This window comes from Segatella copri (assembly GCF_019127135.1).
Lineage (GTDB): Bacteria > Bacteroidota > Bacteroidia > Bacteroidales > Bacteroidaceae > Prevotella.
In genome coordinates, this window is sequence record NZ_JAHOEA010000057.1 from 1 (window position 1) to 20791 (window position 20791).

17 protein-coding genes are annotated in these 20791 nt (G+C 43.8%); 12 read left to right on the forward strand and 5 right to left on the reverse strand.

Annotated elements, in window-relative coordinates:
* Window positions 1-314: 314 nt before the first annotated feature.
* The 7 genes from KSW37_RS12670 (at window position 315) to KSW37_RS12700 (ending at window position 4367) form a co-directional block, all read left to right on the forward strand.
* Window positions 315-1274, forward strand: coding sequence for an Rpn family recombination-promoting nuclease/putative transposase (locus tag KSW37_RS12670; RefSeq protein WP_217314748.1), 960 nt, complete (start codon window positions 315-317; stop codon window positions 1272-1274).
* A 29-nt stretch (window positions 1275-1303) separates the two neighbouring features.
* On the forward strand, window positions 1304-1483 hold the full coding sequence (locus KSW37_RS12675; protein ID WP_217314749.1) for a hypothetical protein: 180 nt from the start codon (window positions 1304-1306) through the stop codon (window positions 1481-1483).
* 282 nt (window positions 1484-1765) lie between these two features.
* Entirely contained in the window at window positions 1766-2188 is a 423-nt protein-coding gene (locus KSW37_RS12680; protein WP_217314750.1) for a hypothetical protein, read from the forward strand.
* A 163-nt stretch (window positions 2189-2351) separates the two neighbouring features.
* Complete coding sequence (locus KSW37_RS12685; RefSeq protein ID WP_006849098.1) at window positions 2352-2579, forward strand: hypothetical protein; 228 nt, start codon at window positions 2352-2354, stop codon at window positions 2577-2579.
* Between the two features lie 182 nt (window positions 2580-2761).
* The gene (locus KSW37_RS12690; RefSeq protein ID WP_151202088.1) at window positions 2762-3010 is read left to right on the forward strand and encodes a hypothetical protein; all 249 of its coding nucleotides are present in this window, start codon (window positions 2762-2764) and stop codon (window positions 3008-3010) included.
* Window positions 3011-3064: 54 nt separating this feature from the next.
* Window positions 3065-4213, forward strand: a complete 1149-nt coding sequence (locus KSW37_RS12695; protein WP_217314751.1) for a DUF3883 domain-containing protein — start codon at window positions 3065-3067, stop codon at window positions 4211-4213.
* A 16-nt stretch (window positions 4214-4229) separates the two neighbouring features.
* The gene (locus tag KSW37_RS12700; protein ID WP_217314752.1) at window positions 4230-4367 is read left to right on the forward strand and encodes a hypothetical protein; all 138 of its coding nucleotides are present in this window, start codon (window positions 4230-4232) and stop codon (window positions 4365-4367) included.
* Window positions 4368-4682: 315 nt separating this feature from the next.
* Here the strand turns inward: KSW37_RS12700 and KSW37_RS12705 are convergent, their stop codons facing one another.
* Both KSW37_RS12705 and KSW37_RS12710 read right to left on the reverse strand, forming a co-directional pair.
* On the reverse strand, window positions 4683-6488 hold the full coding sequence (locus KSW37_RS12705; protein ID WP_217314753.1) for a RagB/SusD family nutrient uptake outer membrane protein: 1806 nt from the start codon (window positions 6486-6488) through the stop codon (window positions 4683-4685).
* Between the two features lie 13 nt (window positions 6489-6501).
* Complete coding sequence (locus KSW37_RS12710) at window positions 6502-9522, reverse strand: SusC/RagA family TonB-linked outer membrane protein (protein WP_262897848.1); 3021 nt, start codon at window positions 9520-9522, stop codon at window positions 6502-6504.
* Window positions 9523-10472: 950 nt separating this feature from the next.
* Between KSW37_RS12710 and KSW37_RS12715 the strand changes: the two genes are divergently transcribed.
* The 5 genes from KSW37_RS12715 to KSW37_RS12735 all read left to right on the forward strand — a co-directional run bounded on the left by KSW37_RS12715 (window position 10473) and on the right by KSW37_RS12735 (window position 15863).
* Window positions 10473-10874: a hypothetical protein gene (locus tag KSW37_RS12715; RefSeq protein ID WP_217314754.1), complete on the forward strand. Its 402-nt coding sequence runs from the start codon at window positions 10473-10475 to the stop codon at window positions 10872-10874.
* Window positions 10875-11081: 207 nt separating this feature from the next.
* Window positions 11082-11594, forward strand: coding sequence for a spore coat protein (locus KSW37_RS12720; protein WP_217314755.1), 513 nt, complete (start codon window positions 11082-11084; stop codon window positions 11592-11594).
* Window positions 11595-11612: 18 nt separating this feature from the next.
* The gene (locus KSW37_RS12725; RefSeq protein ID WP_217314756.1) at window positions 11613-14210 is read left to right on the forward strand and encodes a hypothetical protein; all 2598 of its coding nucleotides are present in this window, start codon (window positions 11613-11615) and stop codon (window positions 14208-14210) included.
* 13 nt (window positions 14211-14223) lie between these two features.
* Window positions 14224-14784: a DUF5675 family protein gene (locus KSW37_RS12730; RefSeq protein WP_217314757.1), complete on the forward strand. Its 561-nt coding sequence runs from the start codon at window positions 14224-14226 to the stop codon at window positions 14782-14784.
* Window positions 14785-14897: 113 nt separating this feature from the next.
* Complete coding sequence (locus KSW37_RS12735; protein ID WP_254368649.1) at window positions 14898-15863, forward strand: phage antirepressor; 966 nt, start codon at window positions 14898-14900, stop codon at window positions 15861-15863.
* Window positions 15864-16032: 169 nt separating this feature from the next.
* Here KSW37_RS12735 and KSW37_RS12740 read toward each other — a convergent pair whose 3' ends face one another.
* From KSW37_RS12740 to KSW37_RS12750, 3 genes are all read right to left on the reverse strand, one after another.
* Window positions 16033-19185, reverse strand: a complete 3153-nt coding sequence (locus KSW37_RS12740) for a tetratricopeptide repeat protein (RefSeq protein ID WP_217314759.1) — start codon at window positions 19183-19185, stop codon at window positions 16033-16035.
* Between the two features lie 48 nt (window positions 19186-19233).
* Window positions 19234-20034, reverse strand: coding sequence for a metal ABC transporter permease (locus KSW37_RS12745; protein ID WP_022122084.1), 801 nt, complete (start codon window positions 20032-20034; stop codon window positions 19234-19236).
* A gap of 66 nt (window positions 20035-20100) precedes the next feature.
* The gene (locus KSW37_RS12750; protein WP_200757095.1) at window positions 20101-20484 is read right to left on the reverse strand and encodes a hypothetical protein; all 384 of its coding nucleotides are present in this window, start codon (window positions 20482-20484) and stop codon (window positions 20101-20103) included.
* Window positions 20485-20791 lie beyond the last annotated feature (307 nt).

The following is a 20791-nucleotide window of genomic DNA, read 5'->3' on the forward strand; positions in this document are numbered from 1 at the left end:
GAATAACTGAATACTGAATACGGATGGTCTTACCCATGCCCCCTGTTTTAAGGTGTATGGGTAGTTGCTGGTATATAAAAATAACATTTCAACGAACCATCTCATGTCATTTGATACTTTCTTCATAATTCTTTTCTTTTGATTCTATTTCGCGAAGATACAAAAGAATCCGAATAACCGGATACCATTTTATCTTTCTTATATTTTTGCGCACTTATAAACATTTTCTCAATTTTTATCAGAAAACTCTTGCAGATATGAAAATAAAATCGTAACTTTGCTGATGCAATAGAAATATTAATAACATTGGGATTATGAAGCAGGTAGAAGAAAGATATATCAGTTTGTTGACCGATTTCGGTTTCAAGCGAATTTTTGGATCAGCTCCCAACAAGGATTTGCTGATCTGTTTCCTCAACAGCTTGTTCAACGGAAGACAGGTTGTTAAGGACGTGAAGTATCTGAATCCGGAGAAAGTGGGCGATATCTATACCGACCGCAAGGCCATCTTCGACGTATATTGCGAAGGAGCAAACGGCGAGAAGTTCATTGTGGAAATGCAGAATGCATACCAGACTTACTTCAAGGATCGTGCCCTGTTCTATTCCACCTTCCCTATCCGTGAGCAGGCTCCCAAGGGTAATGAATGGGATTTCAAGCTCAACCATATCTACACCATTGCCCTGCTCAACTTCAATATGAACGAGGAAGCCTTCAATAAGGAAGAAATCCGCCATCATGTGCAGTTGTGCGATACTGCCACGCACAAGATTTTTTACGATAAGCTGGAGTTTATCTACGTGGAAATCGCCAAGTTCAACAAATCGCTGGACGAGTTGGAAACGCTCTACGACAAGTGGCTCTATGCCCTGAAGAATCTCTACAAGCTTACTCAGCGCCCTAAGGCGTTATGCGACAAGGTCTTCGACCGCCTATTCGAAGAAGCCGAGATTGCAAAATTCACTCCACAGGAGCAGCGGGAGTATGAAGCCAGCAAGATGGCATATCGTGATATCAAGAATTCGATAGATACCGCCAAGCGAGAAGGTAAAGAAGAGGGCCTGGCTGAAGGCATGGAAAAGGGCTTGGCTGAAGGCATGGAAAAGGGCTTGGCTGAAGGCATGGAAAAGGGCTTGGCTGAAGGCATGGAAAAGGGCATGAACAAGCGAAACCTGGAAATTGCCAGAAAGATGCTGGCGAATGGTATGGATGCTGCCACGGTGATGGAAATAACAGGAATGTCGGAGAGCCAGTTACTGCAGCTGAAAGGATAAGGAACTGCCTGGAGAAACGAATGATCTCCGTGGCTGCATTTTCGGTAACACATGACCCCGGCATTTCCAAGGCTGTTCCTGTCGTTCACTATCTCATGAAGAAGATTGTCTCAGATTATTCTGAGATAATGAATGGTATCCATACGAAGAAAGCTACCACGCAACAAAAACAGAAGAAAACTCTTGGCGATGATGGATACTTTAATTAATCCTGTAATGTGCGAGGAGTAACTTCGCTGCTGACGGCAAGTATCTCGGCTCTACGGTTGCAGCCAACGGTGCTGCCTCTTATGCCGTTTCCGAGTCTTTGGTTATCGCCAAGGTGGGTAAGGATTCTATCAAGATTGCAATGAAATAAGGATTGTGCAGAGCGTGCATCTAGCATAAAATCATATAAGTCGGGAAGATGCAGTAGCTTATAAGGAACTTCTTAAAGGTATGACAAGGGAAGAACTTATTGTCTATTATCAACCAATTAAAATATAACGAATATGGTAGAAGATTATACAGCAGAAGAGTTGAATAAACTCATCAATGAGTGTCGGAAGAAGTACGAAAAGCTAGAAAAGGAGACCATTATGAAGGCTCTGACTGGCGAGATTGGTACGAACTCCGCAATGGTGGAAGAGTTGGAGATACTCAACATCCACTATCACGATGAAATGGATGAGTACGATATCACTGCACCTGACCTGAATCCAGATCTTATCGAGAACTTCAAGATGGCAGAGCGTGATGGCAAGAACGTCATCTTCGAGGCACAGGAATATCTTAAAATCCTGGGAATGTGCGAAGAGATGTTCAACCAGAAGCTATGGGTCAACGAAGATGGCCACATATGCGATGAAGAAGGTAATAGACTTTCCGACGACAGAGAGCATCGTGTGTTCGAAGTTATCAAGTGCGGAAAATAATATATTTCTAGTAATCATACTAGATTTTGTTTAAATGAGCGTCCTCTCTTGCCCGTGAGGGTAGGAGGGGATTTTAAAAATGGCTCCGATTAGCCAAAACTGGGAACTTCGGCTCCTATAGTAATAATAAAAGCCCTACGCAACACGGTTAAGCGAGAACGATATGAGTGATAAATTAGTAGTAAAGATTCTTATGATAGCTGGGCATATTGCCACAGTCATATCAATACTGATTGTACTAGGCAATCTGTATACAGCTTTATTTGGTTCTGACTTCAGGGTTGGGGCTGCAATGGAAAGAGTACTCATTGGTATTGCCTCTTTCGTGTCATCTGTTGCACTCATTGGTTTTGCATACATAGTAAAACACGTGTGTGGAATAAAAGATTAGTAATATTATAGTCGTTTGTCACATTACTGATAGAAGGTTATTATATGTGTATTTATTAGGACAACATCAATGTGCTCAAATTGTCCTTGCAAAGGAAGAATAATAGTTTTGAGTGTCATGAATGAAAAATTATACATAGAATTATTATTGACTTTATTTTTATATATTAAAATAATGAGATTATGAAGAAGTTATGTTTTGCAATAATGATACTCGCTGGGGCATCCGTTGTTTCTTGTAGTAGCGGTGATGATGATTATACACCTAGTTGGTTTGTGCATAAGAATCTAACTAAGGCTGATGGTGCAGATCATTATAATGCTGATAGCAAAATAAATATTCATGTAACAGCTGATGGCTCTTGCATGCAAGTATGGAGGAAAGATAATTTTAGAGGAAATTCACATTGTTACGATAGTTTGCTCAAATAGTTTTAAGGTAATTAAGGTCTGTATAAATATCAGTTTTAGCTAAAAAGAAACACTATGAGTAAAGAAAAGTCTTTTAGTGGTATATATAAGGATGTTACATACGAAGATATTCTGTCGTATAAGAGATTCAAGAAGCTGTCTTTCCTGAAAGGCTATAGCCCAGAAGAGATAGCTAGGCATCTTTATGCCCAAGAAAATATATCGCAAGATAAATGGAAAGTTCTGAATATATTAAGCAAAGAGCTTTTCAATAAGAAAAGAGCTGAAGCTTATAAGCTGAAAATTCATAGTAATTATGATTATCTGTTAAACGAATTTGACAATAGAAGATTACCGGATGGTGTGTTCTCGGAGTCATTTGATAAAGGAGTTATTGCATGTGTAAAGGCAAAATCAGAAATCCCCTTCTATCAACAGTTTATCTGTGATTATTTTTTTGAATTCAATATTGACAGCATCATAGATTATGCCTATACATTACCAGAAGAACAGAAAGATATGTGTAAGACGTTGATTTATGCAGCTATACAATATTACAGAGATACCAATGACTCTAGAAAAATAATGTTGAATAATGCTCGACATAAAGAATATTCTAGTGATAAGGTTGATGACAGAGCCAAAAAAGACAAACTTATTTCAAAAATAAGTGAATCAGAAAATCATAGTGATGTTCCTGCCAAAGAAGTGCATCTTGACATGGTTTCCAAGCCAGAAGATCCTATTGATGCTAAGGAGAGAAAAGATAGAATCCGCTCTAAAGATGGTATTGATTATAGTGACCAACAGAAGAGAAACCAGGAAACAGGAGATATTGGCGAGAAATTAGTTCTTGCAAATGAAATCGAAAAAGCCAGAAAATGGGGGCTGTCAGAAGATTTGGTCTCTCAAATAAGAAGAGTCTCGTTGGAAAGCGATGATTATGGTTTTGATATACTCTCCTTTGACCAAAATGGAAGGGAACATTATATAGAGGTAAAGACAACCAAGGCTTCAAGCAATAGTTTGTCGTTTGTTCTCACGCAAAACGAATTAGACCATGCTAGAAAATATGGTAGTGCTTATTCTATAGTTATGGTATTTGACGTTGCGCAAAACCCTCGTATATGGGATATGGGAAATCCTTTTGTTAGTGAACCATGTAAAGTGAACATCAAACCGATTAAGTATTTGGTGGAAGTTAATGTAGATACGAAAGAATAATTATCTCTTATGCGAGGTGGTGAAGTTCTTCGCTGCTGACAGCAAGTATCTCGGCTCTACGGTTGCAGCCAACGGTGCTGCCTCTTATGCTGTTTCCGAGTCTTTGGTTATCGCCAAAGTGGGTAAGGATTCTATCAAGATTGCGATGAAATAAGGATTGTGCAGAGCGATGCACCTACCGTAAAATTATAAAAGTAAGGGGAAGAAGGCGAGTAACGTAAATTGCTCACTTTTTCCCTTTTTTTTGTATACTTTTCTGAGAATCATTAAAAAAATCGTATACCACCTCTTCTTTCAAGATTGAGGAAGTAAATTTAGTCTATCTTAAATGGAGAAGATATATGACTGAATTTATTGTAAAACAGAAGATTGCCCTGGCTGTGTTGGGAATCATAAGATTGTAGGAGATAAACACCTATTATCAGCATTCACCTCCTACTCGAGTATATATTAGTTAAATCTAAAAAAATCAATAACCAGGATTCTGGTATTCTGCGCCATTAATAATACCATTTGTAAAGGTTGTTGAAATTGGACGAAGAGCATACTCTGGTTTGAAATACCTAGCCAAGTCTGGATGTGTAGCCTGTAGATATGAATTGTCCTTGAACATACCTGTGCGCTTCAAATCATAGAAGCGGCAGTATTCACCACATAACTCACGACCACGTTCATCCAATACTGTACGAACAGAAGCTGAACCAGTGAGAGGGGTAGCCCCTGCACGTTGGCGAACCTTATTAATATAGCCCATAGCGTTAGACCCACCATTTAGGTAGATATCAGCCTCTGCTGCAATGAGGTAAATCTCAGCCATGCGTATGATGAATGTAGCATTCAAGTTTCCATTACGTTTTTTGTTGGCATTAGCAACATAATAGTTGCTGCTATTATGCTTGTTAAGAGATGGATAGAAGTAGCGGAACATGTTTTCACCTGCGCCACGCTCGGTTATCACATTCTTATTTGCATCATCATATACATCCTTATAATCTACTACTAAGTAGTTGGCTGTAGCTTTCTTACTTACTTCCGCTGCATAATCTGCATCCTGAGGCATCACGATTTTGATGGCCAAGTCGCCTGTATTCAGCTTCTTGCCGACAATGGCATCTTCCTTACCAAAGTTGTTCTTTGAACTTTCGTCCCACTCATAATTCCTGTTTGCGTTCCACTGAGTAGTGAAAGACTTATGAAAACGTGGGTCTAGTGTTCCATCCTGCTGTACATATAGATTGAGCAAATACTGAGTTGGCATGAAGATACCAGCCTGGCTGCCTTCCCATGTTAGACGGCTAGTCTGATTGTCTTCACGAGCACCAAACTTATTGATATTACAGAGGAACTTCTCATTGTTACGATTCAATTTGAAGTTACCATTACTAGAACCATGTCCATCGCTGCCAGCATACCAGCGATGCTTCCATAGAGCCTCCTTATTTTCTTTATTATTTTTCTCAGCAAAAACCTCCTCATATGTAGGATACATGTAAGCACCATATGTAGAGCCACCCGACTCACAGTCAGTTATCAGCTTTTTAGCAGCATCAAGTGCCTCAGGTATATACTCATCCGTAGCATACTCTTTGGTCTGCAGACAAACTTTTGCCAACATTCCAAGTGCAGCTTTTTTGGTAGGCTGTGTAGTAGTTGCGTCATTGCCTTTATCCAGCCATTCCACCGCAAATTCCAAGTCAGGAATGATGATGTCCTTATAAATCGTTAGAGGTTCTGTACGGGTAGGAGCAAAATTCATAGAGCTAGCCGGTTCAGTAATCATGGTAACTCCACCAAACTGCTCTACAGCATTGAAATAATAGATAGCACGCAAGAATCTTGCTTCTGCAACTTTAGCATTTTTCTCAGCCTCAGTTTTAAAAGGGGCTTTATTTGCCAAACTGATAGCCATATTGCAACTGCCAATACCATCATAGAGAGAGTTCCAGATACCGTTTGTATAGGTGGTGTTAGGTGCTGCACCTGCGAAGAACCAAAAATACTGAGTATAGGAAGTATTCTGATTTCCCTGGTAAGTCCAGAGGTCTGTATCACCTTCTGTCAATTCCATGAAACCATCCGTACCATACAAGAAACGTTCCATACCAAAATAGCACTGATTAAGCAAAGTCTGGTATGACTCAACCGAGTTCGCTGCCATGTTCTCCATGGTAAAACCACCAGGGTTTTCTTCTTCCAAAGAGCACGAAGCTAAAGACATCGCACCAGCAGCGAGAGCTGCAGAGAACAATATATTCTTAAAATTCATCTTTTTCATTTTTCTTAATTGTTTAGAATGTGATATTTATACCAAAAACAAACTGCTTGTAAGTTGGGAAAGTATCTGAGCCACCCATTTCTGGATCTGTACCTTTCAACTTACTGTCCATAGCGAAAATCCAAGGATTGTAGGCAGTAAAATAGAAACGGCACTTCTCCATAAGCGCATGCTTAGAGATGCTTTTTGGAAGTGTATAACCCAATGTGATGTTCTTTATCTTGATGAAAGAACCATCATACACATTGATGGCTGTATTGCCAATCGTTTGGTCGTCACCACTACCAGGGCGTGGATAATAAGCACCTTGGTTTTCTTCTGTCCAATAGTCTATACCTGAAATTTGATTTGTACCAATTCCAGACTTAGCTGTATATGAACCGAGCATTTTGCTATAGATAGTCTGACCGAAACGTCCCATTGCATAGATAGTCAAGTCGAAGTCCTTATAGACGAAAGTATTGTTAAGACCAATAATCCAGTTAGGATTCTCGTGTCCCAATACCTGACGGTCATCCTGGCTGTACTTATGCGCACCTCCGTCACCATTGCCATTTTCGTCAAATTTCTCAATCGTCTCAACCTTTACCCATCCAGGTTTCACGCCATACTTATCAAGTTCTTCCTGTGAAGCATCAGTACCCCAGATGCCAGCATACTTGTAATCGTAGATAGCATGAATAGGCTTACCCACGAAAAGATTCTCTGAAATCAAGTCACCATTAGGTAAGCTCTCGATTTTTTCCTTGCTCCAAGTTCCTGTCAATGTGGTATTCCATTTGAAGTCCTTGGTAACGATGTTGCGGCTGTTGATGGTGAACTCCACACCCTTGTTGCTAGTCTTGGCAATATTTTCCCAGCTAGCCAAAGGAGAGCCCCAGCCAGTGCTGCCACTTGTTACAGGCATAGTACGCTTGAAGAGCAAACCACGTGTTTTAGTGGTGAAGAAATCCAAACTGCCATCAAGACGTCCTTTGAGTACAGCCATATCTATACCGAAGTTCCAATTATAAGATTTTTCCCATCCCAAAGAAGGACTACCATAGGTACCGGTATATTGAGTGAACGGCACCATGTTGCCATTTATAGTGATGCCGGCAGAAGTGTATTTATAGGCATTTGTTTGTGTTGAATAAGCACCTACGCCACCAGAATTACCTGTAATACCTGCACCCACTCTGAGTTTCAAGTTGTCAAGCCACTTTTCTGAGCTTTTCATGAAACTTTCGTCTGACACGCGCCAAGCTAATGCTCCTGCAGGGAATGAATCCCATTTCTTACCTGGAGAGAAGAATGACACACCGTCCCAGCGATTTGAGAAAGTGAAGAGGTACTTACCTTTATAGGAATAATTAAATCGTAAGGCGTATGACATTTTTTGGGTGGTTGTCAGTCCTGACTCTACACGTTGGCTATTGGCTGCTAACAAACGCCAATACTTCCATATGTCCAAATCCTGGCCACTACCATCTGCATTTGTATATTCATTAGAATTCTTCTGCCAAGAAGTAACGCCTGTAACACCAAAGTTATGGTCATTAGCAATGCTGAAGTTGTATGAAAGAATATTCTCCCATGTATAACTATAACTGTCTGAGTTTTGTATCTGTGCGTGAGGCGAACCTGCATATGTAGGTCTGTTGGCATGACACAAATTGCCCCAATATGTACCCTGGCGGCCATGACCTAACGAACCATTAAGTTGAGTACGGTAAGACAATCCCTTGAAAGGAGTAATCTCTGCATAACCAATTGCATTGATATAGGTATATCGATTATTATTGTCATACTGATTCTTGATATAATCGCCCATAGGAGAGTATTGGTTATTGATATACTCAGAGTTATACTCACCAAATTCATCAAAGACATCACCAAGAGGAAAAGCCCTCAATGCTCCTGTGAATGTCTTGTTGTCGCCGCGATTACGGATGCTATAGTTGAGATTGGTCGACACACCAGCCTTAAACCAGTCAAATACCTTTTGATCGATGTTCAAACGTACAGAATATTTGTTGAGTTTCTCATTAGACAGTAATCCTTGGTCACGGTTATACACCAATGAAGCGTACACATTTGTCTTGTCAGTTCCACCCTGAATGGAAAGTGAATATTTTTGAGTCGTAGCTCTATTATCCATAGCCTGATCTACCCAGTCTATCCATTTTCCTGCATTATAAGCATCTACATAATCCTGGTTACCACCGAAGAGGTCTGAAACGCTCGCTGGAGCTACGCCATTTTTATATTTATACGCCTCTGTATAATAATTAACCCATTCTTCACCAGTCATGCCACTCTTGTACTCAGGAGAACCACTCCAACCATAGAAAGCGTCAAAATTAACCTTTGTCTTGGAATTCTTCGCTCCACGCTTGGTTGTTATAATGATGACACCATTGGCACCTGCTGAACCATAGATGGCGGTAGATGAAGCATCCTTCAATACATCGATGCTCTCTATATCGTTAGGGCTTATGTCATCATAGCTTCCAGGCAGTCCGTCGATAATAAACAAAGGACTGTTATCGCCATAGATAGAACGAGAACCGCGAAGCAAAATATTTACTCCGCCACCAACCTGACCACTGGATTTTGTAATATCAAGACCTGCGATTTTACCTTGCAAAGCCTCCATTACGTTGGAAGTAGGAGCCACTACTACATCTTCATTCTTAACGGATACTACAGAACCTGTCAAGTCACGTTTTTTCTGTGTACCGTAACCTACAACAACCAACTCCTCAAGACCTATAGCATCAGGCTCCATCTTGATTCCCATATTTTGCTTGGCAGAAACAGTAAGAGTTTTATAACCTGTGTAACTGATTTCCAAGACTGTACCAGCAGGTACGTTTACAGAAAACTTGCCATCCATGTCAGTAATGGCACCGACACCACTACCTTTCTTTTTGATGGTTACACCAATCATCGGCTCACCAGTCTCATCAACAATAGTACCATTGATGGAGTTTGACTGCTGTACTACAGAAAGAGGTGTTTGAATTCCTCCTTGAATTTTACCTGCCATCATAGTTGTTGGAGTCAACAAGATAGTAGAAACCAACATTACCTTAGAGGTAATTCCTGAGATAGCGCCAGGATTTTTCAATTTCTTCATAATTGATTCTTTTAGGTTTGTTTTTTTATGTTTTAATCTAACTTCATAAATAGTCTGTTCCCAATCATCTGTATCGTGATGTTAGTATACTGCTACAAACAAATAAGATTATCATAAAGACGAAAAGAATCCCAATATTGTAATCACCTTCATTGAGATTTGTTTTTTGGGTGCCTGATAAAATTTAAGTGTTCAATCTGATAGGACTGCCAGTTTGATATTCCTCTATATGGTTCTATATCTATACGTTATATGCACATGTTTCTTGCACAACAGAAATGTTGCAGACACGAAATAGGAGATATAAATACCTATGATAAGTGTTTTCCTCCTACTTGATATCGACTTCTGATGATGATTTTGTGTTTAACTTATACTATACTTGTGCTTAAAACTTGTTTTCTATTACTAATTGTGTTAAAATTGTGTTAATATTAAACTTGGTTTGCGTATGTATTAATATTTTTTATATATTTGCATCTCGAAAAATGGGAGGAGGATAGAATTAACCGGCCTTAGATACTGAAAAACGCATCTTTCGGTCATTTTATAAACTTAAATACTCAACAAAAGGAAAAATGACGTAGAATCGGTCCCACACCTCACGATAAGAGGCGATCACCAGCACTCCAGCCTGCTTACGCCCTCATAAATTGTTAGCGCAAACACTCATACTCTGCTATAATGAGGCAAGAAACTTAAAACAACTACAATAATAATACAATATGAAAGAAAACTTAAGTACGCGAATCAAGCGTAATCTGTCGAGGATAAAGGCACTATATATTTTTATAACAGATGTCTATTTAAGTCTGGACAGTGAGTTTATTGTAAATTATATGGAATCTAAAAGCATAATAATCATGAGTGATAATAGAACAATCGAATTGCACGATAATGCAACGTATATTGAAAATTATGGTGATGGACCTAAGAAAAAGGAAGAAAAGGTAAAGTCAGAAGAGAAATTCCGTCCGCTGCCAGAATCTCTTGCTAATCCTCAGGGGTTAATGGTTCTCTCCAGTTTGGCGATACATGGCTTTCTTGATGAGCATTTCCAGCCTAAGGGTCTCTCTGTAACTAAAACTGCAGTTCTCGCATTCCAGATTTCTACCAAACTCGGCATACAGAATGTATGGGTAGTGTTCGGTACCTTTTGGAATATTGACAAGGAGAATCTTCGCTCTGCCTATAATAAAGGGATGGACCAGCAACAGATGTCTGGATTTATCGGAGAAACTGCTAAATCGATAAACGTCTGTTAGCTAGTTTGTTATGCGTAGATGATAACGTTTCGTAATTTAATTCGTACCTGGTACGCGTACCAGGTACGTACCAGGTAGGTTTCAGCATCTTGTTGTACCTTTGCCCCCGGAATTCAGAACCAACGTGGTCTGAGTTTCGGGGGCTTTTGTGTATAGGCACATCAACCGTTGTGGGAGCGCCCAACTCTTAAAAAAGGAATATTGAAAATGAAAGTAATGAAACCTTTTTATTTTACTCATTCGCAGTACGGAAAACTGAGGGTGGTGGTGATTGGAGGCAAAATCTATTACTGTCTGATGGATGTGAAGAAGATTTTCAAGAAGTCGGTACAGAAACTCTATGAGACGATTGCTGACTCGGAGGGGGAACTGAAAAATCTGAACATCGTGATGATGAAGAATATGAAAATCAAGTATAACCTCTTCTTCGAAAACCAGGAAATGGGGAAGGAAGAAGCGGAGGCTGAGAACGTGAATGCGGATATCAACTTCTGCGATGAACAGCTGGTGAAGGACCTCGTTGACAGGCATGTTGCTGCCGAGAAGATTGCGGCAAAATGGGTAATAGGGTTCGTCAAGAGCAGACTGAATGATGCCGAGAATGCTTCGCTCTTCGAGGCGAACGGGGTCGACGAGATTTCTGATAACTCGCTGATTCTGCCTATCAATGTAAGTTATGGTAGCGGGTATATCATGATTAACAGCGAAGTGTTCGATTAATAAAAAGATGGAGGTAAAATGGAGATAGTACATGTAGTGGCAATTAATCCTTATCGTAAGGGAAATAAGGGAAAAGTTTTTTCCTATCACATGGATACTTATGATAAGGTGATTGAATCGGCTGCCGTTAAAAAGATGATTCTGCAGATTCGGGGTGAATTGCCGATTGACGGAGTGGATTTGAACGATGCGCAGGCGGTGAAGAAGGCGCAGGAGAGGCTGAAAAGCGAGCTGCCTTTCTTCTGTCCGCACTACGGCATGTTCAGGAATAATGTGCGCAGACAGGAGAATGCGATGCCGGAAAGCTTTCTCTTCCAGACGATTATCGATGTGGATGATAAGGAGTATGTGGAAAAGGCGATTGAGAAGGCGCGCGAGCTGAACTGCTCTTCGGGGATATGGAACGGCTCGTTGCTGCATCTCTGCTATAGCGCCAGGAAGAAGCTGCATATCGGGATTAGAATGCCGATTGGGATGACCATCGAAGAGACGCAGAAGGCGTATTGTGAGGCACTGGGCGTGCCTTATGATGAGAGCTGCATCACACCTGAGAGAATGATTTTCCTGACGGATAAAGACTCGGAAATCTACCGGTCTAAAATGTGGTGCGCAGTGCTGCCGGAGAGCGAGATACAGGCTCGCAGACAAGCGTTCCTTAATCGTGGGCTTACCGTGGACGGAAGGGGGAATGCAAAAGTTAATAGTTTACAGTTAACAGTTAATAGTAATAGTAATGTTCAAAACAATAGACTTTCGGGCAATCGTGGCGATTATGCTGCTCCTGCTGGCACTGCTGTTCAGCCTGCCCAATCTGGTAATAGCAATCATGCTGATGATTCTTATCTCGGGAATCCTGGAGGCAATTATGGCACTGGTGAACTGGGGGAAGCCAGCGAGAAGAATCTGATAGCCTTTGATCTGTTCGTTCAGTCGGCAGGGCTTGAAGGGATGGCGATAGATACTGTCGGGTCTCGGCACTCTTCGCTGCTCGCCATCATGAGTGCCGGCGCTTCGAGGGTGATGAGCGAGGAGGAATTGATGAAGGTGGTGAGGACGAAAATGCCAAGCTACTATCAGGAGGATGATTGCCATCAGCTGATACATGATTTCTATGCGAAATATGCTGACAGCTGCAAGCCGATGTCGAGGGATATAATAAGGGTGAATGCGCTGGCGGAAAAACAGGCCAGCCAACAAGTTAATAGTTTACAGTTAACAGTTAATAGCCCTAACGCAAATCATGCAGTTCAAAGTTCATATCTCCAAGTTCAAAGTAGCGACGAGGATTATCCTGACCCGCCGGAGATGCCGGAGAAACTGCCGAAACTGGTGGAACTGCTGATATCTCGGACACCGGAGATTTATAAGCCGGCTGTGGCGCACGCTATCTTCCCACCGCTCGCTACACACCTCTGGCAGACGAGCTTCCGATATATTGATAATGTAGTGCATGAGGCTACATTGTCTACGTGTTTGCTTGCCGGTACGGGTGCAGGTAAATCATCTGTTAATAAGCCGATTAACTATATTATGGAGGATATTCGAAAACGGGATGCCGAGAATCTGAAACGTGAGAAGGAATGGAAGGAGGAGATGATACGCAAGGGTGCCAATAAGGACAAACGCAAGCGACCGGACAACCTCGTTATCCAGGAGATTGATGCTGATATGACCAATCCGGCATTCGTGATGCGTACCGCTGAGGCGCAGGGACGATTTCTTTACACTTCGCTCAATGAGCTGGACCAGTTTGATGCTCTGAAGGGTACCGGAAACCAGCATTTCCGTATCATGTGTCTTGCCTCAGATAGCGACAACCAGTACGGCCAGACTCGCGTGGGCATATCGAGCGTTACGGAGCGTGTAACCATCCGATTCAACTGGAACGCATCTACCACCATCCAGAAAGGACAGCATTACTTCTCAAAAGTTTTGACAGATGGTCCGATAAGCCGCATCAATTTCTGTACCATTCCGGAGCGTGAAATCGGTGATGAAATGCCTGTCTTTGGCGATTACGATGATGCTTACCGTGAGGCACTGAAGCCTTATATCGAGAATCTGAACAACGCCAGGGGACTGATTGACTGTCCTGAGGCATTCCAGCTTGCCCTTAAACTGAAGGATGAGAATGCTGAGTTCTCGCGTCTCTCTCAGGACCGGGTTTACGAGAATCTTTCTTTCCGTGCCAACGTCATCGCCTACCTGAAGGCGTGTGTGCTGTATGTGGCGAACGGTTGCAAATGGGAACCGGAGATTGACGAGTTCATCCGCTGGAGCGAGCGTTACGACCTCTACTGCAAGATGCGATTCTTTGGTGATGCCATCAAGAGGGCGAACTTTTCGAACGAGAAATCGAGCAAGCGTGGACCGGCAAATCTGTTGCAGCAGTTGCCTGATGTCTTTAATTTCCAGCAGGCAGAATATCTCCGCTCGCAGTTGGGCATGGACAAGAAGGGCACTCCTTCTATGTTGCGTAATTGGGTGAACCGAAACTATATCCGGAAGATTCCGCCTAAGGGTGTAACGGGTGACGTAATCAGTATTCAGTTATTCAGTTTTGAAAAGCTACGTAACCGCAAGGATGGTAAAGAGGTAAAAATATTAGAATCTTAATGGAGTTTGAGTTATGGAAATAGTAGTAAAAAGAATAGCAAAAAAGAAGACTTATACGATAGGTCATCTTTATATCCTGAGCGATAAGGATGTGAAACGTACTTGGCGTTCGGGGGTAAAAATTGGAGACAAGCGTATCTTTGAGCATAGCTTCGATAAGGCGAAGTTGGACAAGGAACATTACTTCTGTGATACCTTGGAGCCTACGTGGAGAAATCTGCTTGGTATCGAATTGAAACCGGAAGAGGAGGATGGTCGGTACAGTAGGGTATCGGGTAAGAAAGCCCGCAAGATACCGGGTCATACGGCGATACCGGAAGGCTCGTATCCTGTTGTTATCTCGAAATCGCCAAGGTTTAAGAAGTGGCTTCCGCTGGTGCAGGGTGTTCCTGATTTTGAGGGCATCCGCATCCATGCCGGTAATTATCCTGATGATACGCAGGGCTGCATTCTGATAGGTGAAAATAAATTACAGGGTGCCGTCTTTAATTCCCGCATCTGGCTGCATCGGCTCATGAATGCCATTACCGCAGCGAGGGAACGGGAGGAGAGCATTTGGATTACGGTGATGTAGTGATTATTTATTAGTGATTAATTGTTAGTGATTATTTATTAGTGATTAATTGTTAGTGATTATTTATTAAACAAATTATTATGGTAAAGTCAGTAAATACAAATAAAGTAGAAATGGATAAGAAGGCAGCAGTTGCTGTCGTGTTTGAAAACCCTGAATTCGGTAAGATTCGTACCTTGACCGATGAAAATGGGGAACCATTGTTCTGCGCAAAGGATCTCTGTGACATACTGGGGTATAAGAAATCATATAACGCAGTGTATCAGTTAGTTAACCAACATGACACCTTAAAACAAGGGGCATGGGTAGCAACCGGTCTGAAGAAGGATGGAACCACTGCGATGCGTCGCACTCAGATGCTCTATGTCAACGAGAGCGGATTCTATGCTTTAGTTCTCGGCTCCAAGCTTTCTACTGCCGTGAAGTTCAAGAACTGGGTTACGGCTGATGTGCTGCCACAGATTCGCAAGACGGGTGGTTACATCCCGGTACAGCAGGGCGAGAGTGATGAGGAGACAATCCGACATGCGGAGGAAATCCTCCGTGCTACACTCAAGGAGAAGGAGAATCTGTTGAAGAAACAGCGACTGCAGATTGAGCAGCAGAAGAAACTTATCGGCGAACAGGATACGGAAATCCGACGTCTCAATGATGTTGTGGATGAACAGGTGCTTCGCATCGCTAAGAGTGGTGATAACATCATCCAGTTGGAGAATCAGGTGGGTAATCTTCTGCCGAAGGCACTTTATAGCGATAACGTGCTCGATTCCGTTTCTTGCTTCACCACGACGCAGATTGCGAAGGAACTCGGTATCACTGCGCAGGAACTGAACCGCTCGCTCTGTGCTCTGCATATCCAGTACTACCAGAGCGGTCAGTATCTTCTTTATGCCGATTACGCCCACATGGGTTTAGCCAAGAGCCGCACCCGCTACAGTGCCTTCCTCGACCCGAAGAGCGATGGCAGACAGGAGAAGATGGGCAGAGCCTATACACATACCTATCTTGTATGGACCGAGCGAGGACGAAAGTTCATCCATGACCTTGCCCAGCGATACTGGGAACTCATTGAAAGGTAAAAAAGTAAAAAGGTAAAAAGGTAAAAAGAGCACCCTAGCTTAACATTCCGCTAGGCTCTTTTACCTTTTTACCTTTTTACTTTTTGGAAAGCGTGTGGGGCAAGACTTGTGAAACTTCAGTTATCTCAAAACATACTGACGAAATCATCATACTCCAGCTGACTGTCCACTAAAATCCATCTAAATCATATTCTTCGCTGTCCAAATCCAGACTGTCGTCGTTGTCGAAAGTTGTATTTGGTGCTTTTTCTTCCTTTATATCCGCATCGGTTTCTTGGGTTCCGGTTGTTCCGTTTTCGGATGTTCCGGTTGTACCGTTACTGAATGTTCCGGTTGTACCATTATCGAATGTTCCGGTAGTTCCGGTTTCTATTTCACCGGTTGTTCCGCTTTCGGCAGTTCCGGTTTCTTCTTCATTTTCTTCTGTATCATCCGTCTTTTCCTGCTGTATGATTTCTTCCGGTTCTTCAAGCAGTGGGTCCTTGCTGATTTTCAGCGGTGCCAGATGCTGGGTATAGAAGAGGGTATAATCGTCGTAGCTCAGACTGGTGCCCAGCAGCAGGAGGTTTGGTTCGCTGATGACGATGCCGCGGGCTCCCTTTGAGAGGAGCTGGGTGATGGCCTGATGCTGGTAGATGTCGTTAGCATACTGGCGTGCTTCGTCGTAATTGCGGAATCCCTTTACCTGCATGCGGTGCAGACCATTCTGCTCGTCAATGACGAGGTCGAAATTTCGCACGAGATAGGAGGTAAAATTATATTTCGCCATCTCGAAGAGCAACTGGTTCTCGTTTACAGAATCGGGAACGTAGGCGAGCATGAAGACGAACGGCTCGTTGCGCTCAATGCTGAATACCTTTGCTTTGGATTTGATATCATCATTGAGTACGGCGTTGCGGCGCGACCATACATTGCTCAGGTCGAATGTGCCGCCCTTGAGCTGTCTGCCGGCTTTCACTCCGTTGAGAATCATTCCTGCCATTTCGCTGAGTCGGCTGTTCGGATATTTCTCTACCACCTGCTGCATATCATCAAGACAAGCCTGGATATTACCCTCGTGGAGCTGGGTGAGTCCGCCGATAAAGAGGAACTTGTCGCGGTTGGCTCCTTCAGGATAGCGCTTGTCAGAGATAGCCCTGTTGTGTACCACCTTATTATATAGGTTAGCCTTGAAGGCATCGTAGGTGGCAGCATAGAGCGAGTCTTCGAGATGAATGCCCATCTTCGCATCTTCCTCATAATAAGGAGAGGTGAGCAGGGCGGTCCATTGACTCTCCGGATAATTCGCTTTCAACAGGTCGAGATAGCGGCTGGCGATGGCTGGCTGCTTCCGGATGTTGTAGAGCAGGTAGAGGTGATAGTAGGCATCATCGAGATGTTCGTATGTAGCGTTCTTCTTTACCAGTCGCTGCAGCATGCGTTCGCTTTCGTCCAGATCATTGAGCTTATCTTTCAGGATGATGCCGGCATGCAGCAGGCCGTCGTCCAGAATCTGATTGCTTTCTGCCATCTTCTCTTCGGTAAGCGGAATCTGAGCGAGATAGTAGGCGCGCTGATGCGGATCTTCTTCTGCACTCAGGTTCTTCTCTTTCTCCTTCTCAAGGTCTTTCTTCTGTGCCTCGTTGAGGAGCGAATCGCGCTGCTCGTCGGTCATTTCTTCTACACCTTTGGCATCGGCCACTACGGTCTGGTTGCTCCGCTGCCAGTTGTCTATGTTCTTTCGTTTGCCCCAGAGGCGTTCAAACTGCTGTTTGCCTTGGGCTACGGCAGATTGGGAATAGAAATACCAGGTATTGCTGTTGCCGAAACCGCCGTTGCCCATAGCTCCGTTTCCGAAGCCGGATGAGGCATTACTGTTTCCCTGATTCCTGTTATTTCTGCTGTTATTACCATTGCCGTTGTTTCTGCCGGCACTTTGGTTGTCTTGTTTTTCTGCCAATTCCTGATCGGCAAGTCTTCTCTTTTCTTCCTTTTCCTGCTTTTTCAGGGCATCTATCACCTTGTCAATGGCGACATTCCGTTCTGTTTCGCTCATGCGGGCAAGCGATTGCAGGGAGTCCTGCAGATGGATGGCGTCAGTATAAGGCACCAGTTCATCAAGTACCTTCGAACGGTCGGAGAGCTGTTTGTAGTCTTTGCGGTCCTGGTCCAGGAGTCCGATGGCTGCATCATAGCATCGCTTGGCATCGCCATAACGGTGGCATTGCCAGTATACATTGCCCAGATGCAGCAGCAATACACCTTTCTCAACTCCGTTGCGGCTTGATTTCGCGGCACCTTTTTCGTATGCAGCAATAGCCTGAAGGGTATCGCCCTGGTTGAGATGTATGTTGCCGATGGCATAATAAACCTGGTCGAGATATTCCTGGTTCTTGTCGCTCGCTGCCATTCGCTTCAATTTGGATACCATCTTCCGAGAGTTGTTGGTTGCCAGTACCTCGGTCATGGAGATGCGGGCATTGAACTCCAGTTCGTAAGGTGGATTGAGGCGTATGACATGCTTGAAAGCGCGATAGGCATTCTGGGCATGTCCCTGTTGTGCTTCTACCTGTCCCATCAGATACCAGAGGCGGGCTTTCTGCTTGCGTCGCATCTCATAGCCGATGGCTTTGCGGAGATACGGAACGGCTTCCTGATAGCGTCCGGTCTTCAGATAGTAGAGGGCATAGGTCTTGTCCCATTCCTTTTGGGCACGCCAGTGGATGGAATCGCGCTCGATATTACGGATAACATCTTCGGCATCGTATATCCATCCCGATTCGAGATAACTCTTGGCGAGCCAGGCACGTGCCTTGCCGTAAATGCCGGGTTGGGTGGCGTAGAGACGGCTCATATAGGCGAAAGTGGCTGCTGCCGACTGGAAATCGCCTTCAAAAAACTGGGAACGGCCCATCAGCATCCATGCCTTCCAGAGGAACGGATTATATTCACGGCGCTGCAGCCATTCCAGGTCTTTGGCAGTCTTGCGGCGTTTCTTATCCCATACCGGGCGGCGCTTGATGCTATGCTGGTGAATGGCTTTCTCGCATTTCTCGATGGCGCGGTCGTAGTTCGACTTGCCCAGTTCGCGGCTGTTCTTGTTGCCTACAGTATAATAAGGAATCATTTCTGAGTAATTGTCCTTATTTCCGTTTTCCTTTTCGAGCGAGCCTTCTATATAGGCTACGGTACCATTATAATAGGTGTTGTATCGGGCGTTGAAGGCATGCCACCATCTGCTCTTCGCCGTATTCTTCTGCGTAGAGCATCCTGCCATGGTCATTGCGAAGGCAAGGACAACCATAGCTGGCAAGAGGTTTCTGAATGGGAAATGCTTCAACATAAGTTTCTTCTTTATTTTAAAATTTTTCTTTCAGAGCGTGTGAAAGCCTTAGTGCTTTCTGGCTGCCAGTATCCTAGCTGCTGCAAACAGGATGATGCTGACAAAGATGATGGTTGCACCTGATGGTACATTGAGCAGATAACTGGCATAGAGGCCTACGATGCAGTCGATGCAGCCTATCACGATGCTGGCTCCTATCATGCGCTTGTAGCTGTAGGTGAAGAGGTTGGCTGTCATCTGTGGTATGGTGAGCAGACTGATAGCAAGTACGATGCCCACCATCTTGATGGTTGCCACGATGGTCATGGCGATGAGCGTCATCATCATATATTCTATCGCAGTAACCGGCAGATGTTGCGATTTGGCAAAGGTGCTGTCGAATGCGATGGTCTGGATAGGACGCAACAGAAAGGTGAACAGCAATGCTACAAACAGGGTAAGACCTGCCAGAAGCCAGAGGTCTGTGCTGTCGATGGCAAGTATACTTCCGAAGAGGAAAGAGGGCAGGTCGGGCATGAAGCCAGGAGTAAGGAAACAGCAGATGATGCCCACGCTCATGCCCAGGGTCCAGAACATGGCGATGGCAGAGTCTTTGCGCACATCTTTCTTCCGTGATACCCATTGCACGCCGAAGGCACTCAAAATGGCGAATACCATGGCAGAGAGTATAGGGTTGATGCCTGCAAATACGCCGATACCGATGCCGCCAAAAGAGGCATGCGTAATGCCACCGCTGATGAAAACCAGCCGGCGTGTGACGATGTAGGTGCCTACAAAGCCACACAGAATGCTTGCCAGTAGGGCGCCAATCAGCGCGTTCTGAAAAAATGTATATTGCAGTATATCCATGTCTTTACTTTGAACTTTAAATTTTGAACTTTGCGCATTGTATGTTACGCATTGCGCATTGCATGTTTAACTTAAAAAACTGATGACTTCGTCCTTGATCTGGTTAGGCAGGTTGATGCCTCTCAGTATCAGACTTCGGTTCCATCCCGCCACTTCGTCTGGCTGCATCGTATAGAGCACTTCCGAGAATTCCTCTACCTCCTCATCGGTATAGTCGTCGGCAGCTCTTCCTGCAAACCGGTCTAGTTCTTCGTCATCGTAGTATTCTATTTCCTTGGTGGCGGCTTCCATCATGCATTCCTGTTCGCATTTGGAGTTCTCTCCGTTGCAGGTATTGCACGAAACTCCTTCCTGCAAAGGCTCTTCATCCTCTCCCTTGCGATGAGAGATGATGCCGAAGACTGCGGAAATCAATCCTAGTGCCACCAGGGCCAAAATCAGGTACAACATTTACTTTGAACTTTGAATATTGAACTTTGAACTTTATGATTAGTAAAGCTGTTGAATAATTAACTATCAACTACTGAAGTTTCGCAAGTAAGCCCCACACGCCCTGAAAGGGCAGAAGCTCCTAGCCCAGGGCATCGCCCTGGGTGTTTATGGGCGCAAACCTGTCGCCCTGTAAGGGCAAAAGCTTTCAAATACCTGGCAATATACAAAGCTTTTGCCCTTACAGGGCGCCTTGCTGATTGCCATTATACCCAGGGCGATGCCCTGGGCTAGGAGCTTTTGGGCCTTCAGCCCGTACTTGAACCAC